Genomic DNA, 6,490 nt, shown 5'->3' on the forward strand with positions numbered 1-6,490 from the left:
GGTTTATGCATTACTCCTTTGTTAAATAAATAAAAAGGAGGAAAGAAATGAAAAGAATACGACAAAGAACAATAGTTAAGTTTTCGGTTATTGTTATGCTTGCGGTTTTTTTTATGACGATGGCTGTAGTAGGGAAATTGCTTGCGTTTGACTGTAATCAGAGTAGAGATTATTCTATTGATACCTGTAAGCCCCCGAGCAATAAGTCTACACGTAATAATTCTGCGATACATATAGCAAAACTTGTGAAAGCTGAAGGAATTGTATCAGACATAAAGAAATCTACAGCTAAAATTGAAAGAAAAGCAAAAAAGCGGACGAAGTCAACCAGTTATGCTTTGCAAACTAAACTTGCTGAAATACGAAAAAACACAAAATCTTTGCGTAACCAGAAATTTCAAGGGAAAGATCTTCTTGCTTCCAGAAACAGTGAAACCCTGGGGAAACTGTCATGGAATGATGTGGCTCAGCCACCTCGCGCTAAGAAGTTTTTAGCAAATATGGCCGGAATGTACCAACAAAAGACGTGCTGTAATGATGAAGTAGAAATGAAGTTACCCGGTGACTATGTATCCGAGGCGGATAAAAAGGATAAGGGTTTGCGAAAAGTTCAAAAATTTTCATCGAGACGTTCCGATACAGTGTTATCAAGAAATACGAACTCATCTCAGTGCGAGTCAGTATATGTCCCGCTCTATAAAAGTGAAATAATACATGACAAGAAAAAGGACTTTGAAGCGCAGAAAACAAAGGCATTATCTTATCTAGACCGCAAGGTGAATTCTATTGCCAGAGATAAAGATGAAGAAAATTCGAATATGGTGCAGGATGAGGATATTTTTATGCCGCAATTTAAGCCACAATTCACACATATTACCTATCGTAAGAGCAAAGCGCAAAGAGATCAAAGCATACAAGATCTTGTAAATAGGAGAGCTAAAAAGAAAATACGATTAAAATTACCACGGAAAATTATTGTATCTTCAGTTGTGGGTATCAATTCAAGGATACATATGAAAAAGAATAATACAAAAAGTGATATTAAATATGCAAAAACTCAAAAAGCTGAAAAAAGGTTAACAGGGTTTTAGATAAAACTACTCCGTAATGTAGCAATAATTTCATTGGATAGCAGATATGTTCTAATATAGAGCATATCTGCTATTTCTTTGTTTTCGCTACAACTTCTTATGTTGTGTCAAGTTGTTATCGTAACTATGTTTAAGTAAATAGTGTAGTTTTGTTAAAATATGGAATGTAAATTGCTTATTCAACATAAGTAGATGGGTATGTTTACATGTATTTGTATATAGCATCAGTGATTGCGCGAAAGTGAGAGATCTGATGCGAGAGGCTCCGGATAAGCGAAAAAAATGGGGGCAATAGCAGAAAAACAAGACTGGCTAATTTTACTTAAACTGTATTTTATGTGGACAAGTAAAGTGTATGTTCTGAAATGGAGCACCAGGTGATTTACTGAAATTGAGGGAATGTACAGGCGTGATGTGCAATTAACTTATCAAAGGGGTGTTACGAGCAAAAGAAAAAAGATCAAAATGATGGCATGTATTATGCTTAATAATAAATTAGCTCTTTCAAAACTAAACAAAATTAAAGTTCGATGGACCTTGACAAAGAAGGCTATATAAATTACAATGATATCGGAACTTTAAAGGAAAAAGGCAATTCTCGTCTTGATGAAGCGGGAAGCGCAAAACTACAGACCCAAGCTATGGGAAGCTGAGTTGCCCTTGATTCGTTAGAGAATGTTTCAAAGGCCGACTCGAGCTTGGTAGCTTGAACCGGCCTTTTTTGTGAGAGGTAAAAATATGAAAATAGGAAAAACAACTTTTTAAACAACCAAATATATAGAGGTGAAGTTATGAAAACCAATTATACCATTACTAAGATTCTGTTCAGGAAGGGAGTGTCGCTAGTTACTGCGCTATCGTTCATGTGGGCAAATGTCTTTTGGACAGTGCCGATACTTGCAGCGCCAGGCGATTATTATGGTAACCGTAGCACAGATGCGCGAAAAGCGAAGACCGGGCGATTCAGTAGGTCTGCGGTAATAAAAAGAATCGAGCGCGAAAAGGCTAAGGCAAACAAAAATAGGGATATTAGCAAAGGCATCAAAGCGATAAATAAGCAAAAGGCTGAGACTCGCAAAGCTAACTACGACGCCGAGCAAAAGACGCGCGAATCTGATATGAAACGTATGCGGGCGTTGAAAGAGTTTGAGGCGTACGCTAAATCGAAATCTAAAACGACCCGTCGCAAGCGTGGAAGCCGCAAAGGACCGGGAGGGTCAACTGTTGTCACTAATTCGCGGGGGGATACTGTCCAGATCCTTAATCAGAAAAATATGAAAAAGGACGGAAGCTTTACTGTTTCCAACACCTATGGTCTTGGCGGCCCCAGTAGCGATATGTCATATGTAAAGTCTGCCGGCGGTGGTCCATGGCTATTGGCCGGTAAGATAACAGACGTAATTGGTTCTGATGGGGGACAGGTTTCAAAGACAGTATTTACGGCAAAATATTATGAGAGATCAGGAGCCGTTGATAACCTGCGTGAGACCAAAGCAGATGAAATGAGTGAATTTACTGAGACGACAACAAATTATTTGACAGGCGAAGAAACCTCGGTTCACCGTAGTAATATTGCATACTATAATGATAAGGCAACCGCAGCAAATAAGGGATATTTGAAGGGGCAGGTTGCGAGCTATACCGAGATACAAAAATCAAACCAAGCGCCAAATGCTCCGACACATGTGCAGCGATCATGGATTACGTACGCGGATAAAGATCCAAAGAATAAAGTAAAAGGTGTTTCTCAAAGCGTGCTGATGACTGGATATGATGATACGTCGAAACAAATGTTTATACGGCCTACCGGTATCACTAACGGCCCGGAAACTAAGACACAGAGAAGAAATATTGCCTATGATAAAGAAGACAGAATGGTCAGCTATGATAATACGAGTAAAAGCAGAGGGATTACGACGACCGAAAAATATAAAGTCACTGAATATGACAAGAGAGACAGGGTAAAAAGTTTTGTCAGTGAGCGTATTGACGCAGGCGTTCGCTCAAAAGAAACACGAACGAATATTGCTTATAACAATGTTTCAGATCAGATGCTTTCATATACCAGTTCTGTCCAAACCGGATCCGGCACAAACATTGTTACCGCACTGACAAATTTTGCGGCAAAAAGTTACGATAACGTTGGCCGCATGGCGACATGGACATCAACTGAAACGCTTGGCGGAATAACGACAGTAACATCACGAGACAACACCGTTTTTGATAAGTTTGGTTTGACGACAAGTACTCAGGAAACATCAACGATTGGTAATATGGTCACCAAAACCAATCGGAACAATGTCTACAACTTTAGCGGAATGAGTGCCGGATATACGGAAACAGTCAGAGAGAGCGGTTCATACGTTGATAAGAACGGCAAAACCGTTAAACTGAATAATATTTTCACAAACAAGCAGTCAGGCGTTACGTATAACGCACAATTCCAGATGACCGGATTCAAACGTGAAACAAAGGATATACTTGGCGTTAAAACATCTTCCGCGCGATCAGGTATTACGTACAATGCCGCTGGTGTAAATGCAGGACTTATGAGCGGTTTTACGGAAAAGAGCGTTGGTGCGCAAGGGTCTGAAGCTGAATATACACAGATCGGCATTACCTATGATGAGCGCGGGAATATAAAGGGCAATTGTGAGAAGGGTGTTAGAGACGGTAACGAGTATGAAATGGTTAGAGAGGATATGAAGTATGATGCGCGCAGCAGGATGATCCACTCAAAAACAACCAATATTGATGAAGACGGGTTGATCATTGATCAGCCATTAGTTGATATTACCGCATATGATGTGAGAGGAAATGTTCTTTCACAGTCAATGGAAACCTATATAGAAGAGATCAATGCCGCCGGGGATCGCATACCCGGTAAGATGGAGCTTATTGACAAGAGCTTTACTGAAAACTTTGATTATGACGGCAGAGATAACGCGCACGAGTCAACAAGCGATTCGTGGGTATTTAATCCTGAGACAAAGGCGCTTGAGCCTGATTCACGCACAGAAACATCAACGGCTAAATTTGATAAGTATGGAAATGCGCTTGAACAAAAGATCCTTTCAAAAGGCGCGAAACTCGATCCAAAGTTTGATGTTGTTCTGGTCGCAGGAAAACCTGTGTGGGAAGACATTGAGCGTCAGGATATCATTAATAAGAATTTTGTTAAAGGTGTTCCAGAACTATCAGAAACACTGACAAGTATTTATGATCCCGCAGTAAGTAAATATCTTCCATCAGATTATAAGATTATACAATCAACGTTTGATCCAAAGACAGGTGATGCGATCAAGCAGGTTATAGATACGTTTACAGCATCTACCGATGCTGCCGGTAATGTAGTTATTGTACCGATGGCAGGAGGCGCGGTAGGTGGAATTGGCGGAGCGGGAGTTGGTGTAGGCGGAGTTGGTGTAGGCGTAGGTGGAGTTGGTGCCGGTGGCGTTGGCGGTGTAGGCGTAGGCGGAGTTGGCGTAGGTGGAGTTGGCGTAGGTGGAGTTGGCGTAGGCGGTGTTGGTGTAGGTGGCGGTGGCGTAGGTGTAGGTGGTGCAGGTGGCGTTGGCGTAGGTGGTGTGGGCGGTGTAGGCGGAGTTGGCGCAGGAGCAGGAGTTGTTATAGCTGTAGTCCCGCCATCTGCTTTAAAGCCGACAGTAGATACAAGCGGTTGGAGCGCTAAAAGTAAAGCTGATCTTATAAAGTTGGCCGCTGATTTTTCGAAAAAGGCAAAAGATACAAATGATCCTACCCAGTACAGGAATGCTCTTGCCGCTGCACGAACAGCACTGGCCATGGCATTAAAACCTCCAGCAGGAGTGACGGTTAACTGGACTGATGTGTCAAACGCATTAAAGGAACTGAACTCGATTGTAAAAAGTGTTCCAGCCAATGAAACAGCTGCTTATAAAAATATTGTTGAGAAAGCATATTTCGATGCGTTAGGAAAAGCCTTGGTGACAAAAAGTTTTAGAGGGTACCGCACACTCCAACGTGTTGGCAGAAGGACAAGAAATTATCCCGCTCAGCTTGCAAAGCTTCTTGTTTATAAAAGCCGTTTAGGCTATAGAGACCGCAGAAATGTAAATAAGGTTATTAAAGAAATGCAGAGGATTGAAGCTAATCCGAATGATTATGTAGTTCTTTCCGATGCCGCTAAGAATATTTCAAAAGCCATGCCGTATTTTGGCGAGTACGCGTCACGTGCAATGGAAAAGGCATTGGGAATAGTTATTGATACAAATAATTCTGCAGGAATAGCGCAGATAACAAAAGATATGGTTGAAAGCAAAGATTACCGGTCACTGGCAACTGCCGGAAAGAATCTGATAGAAAAAGATGCAGGAAAATATGGAGCCAAGGTACTCGGATTTTATAATTCTATACTGGCCGAAGCGGCCAAACTTCCATCAGCGACAGATGCAGAGAAGAAGTCCCGAGATGAACTGCTTGGAGGGCTTACCAAAGCCTATAGTGATATAAACGCGTGTAAAGAATATAGCGCAAAGATCTCTGCTATGCGTGTTGCCGGAACGATATCAAACGACGAAGCTAACAAGGCTCTTAATACAATCTTGAATATTGCTGTATCAAAGAATGAACCCGGTAATGCGGGGATAATACTTGGAGCATATCTTGATATCAATGATGCGGGAATAAAGGGAAGAAAAAAACAGATAACCGCCCCTGACGGAAAGACAAAGATTGATGTAACAGTCGACACTTCATTTATGTCTGATGGTAAAGGAGGATATACAACGGTTGATGTAATACAAAAAACGGCAGTAGGTTGGACAGATTTAAAATTTGGGAAAGAGGTCGCAGGTGTAGTAACAGTAATAAAGCCGGCTTCATCTCAAAAAGTTACTACGGTAACCATAGATAATAAAAGCTGGACAATAGAAGGTGGCGGAACGGATGCGACAGGCAATTATTTAACTGTTACTACTGGAACAGGTACATCTAAAGAAACGAAAACAATCAGAAAGGTGCCGATTAACGGTGTTGATTGGAATATTGACACATCGACAAAAGATGCTTTAGGTAAAGATGTATGGAATATAGGCCTTCCGGCGGAATCGTATGCTATTAATGTTTCTGCGGATCTTGCGTTGAATTTATTAGGAAGTGCGATTGATAAAGCAAAAACTGTTGGTATAGGTGTTGGTGTCATATCTCCTGAAGCAGCAGCTGCCGCGTCTGGAGCAGCAGCCCCAGCAGCAGCAGTAGTTCCTGGAGCGGCTGGCGGAGTCGGAGTAGGTGCTGGCGGAGTTGGAGTAGGTGCTGGCGGAGTTGGAGTAGGTGCTGGCGGAGTTGGAGTAGGTGCTGGCGGAGTTGGAGTAGGTGCTGGCGGAGTTGGAGTAGGTGCTGGTGGAGTTGGAGTAGGTGCTGGC

2 protein-coding genes and 1 riboswitch are annotated in these 6,490 nt (G+C 41.9%); both genes read left to right on the plus strand.

Annotated features, from left to right (window positions below; genetic code table 11):
* Positions 1–47: 47 nt before the first annotated feature.
* Positions 48–1,091 (plus strand): hypothetical protein, encoded by a 1,044-nt coding sequence (locus P9M13_10655; protein ID MDP8263744.1) that lies wholly within the window; start codon positions 48–50, stop codon positions 1,089–1,091.
* Between the two features lie 580 nt (positions 1,092–1,671).
* A riboswitch (cyclic di-GMP riboswitch) is annotated at positions 1,672–1,753 on the plus strand.
* Positions 1,754–1,882: 129 nt separating this feature from the next.
* Positions 1,883–6,490: hypothetical protein (locus tag P9M13_10660; GenBank protein MDP8263745.1), on the plus strand; the 4,608-nt coding region annotated here is incomplete at its 3' end.

Origin of the sequence: Candidatus Ancaeobacter aquaticus (genome assembly GCA_030765405.1) — a bacterium.
Lineage (GTDB): Bacteria > Auribacterota > Ancaeobacteria > Ancaeobacterales > Ancaeobacteraceae > Ancaeobacter > Ancaeobacter aquaticus.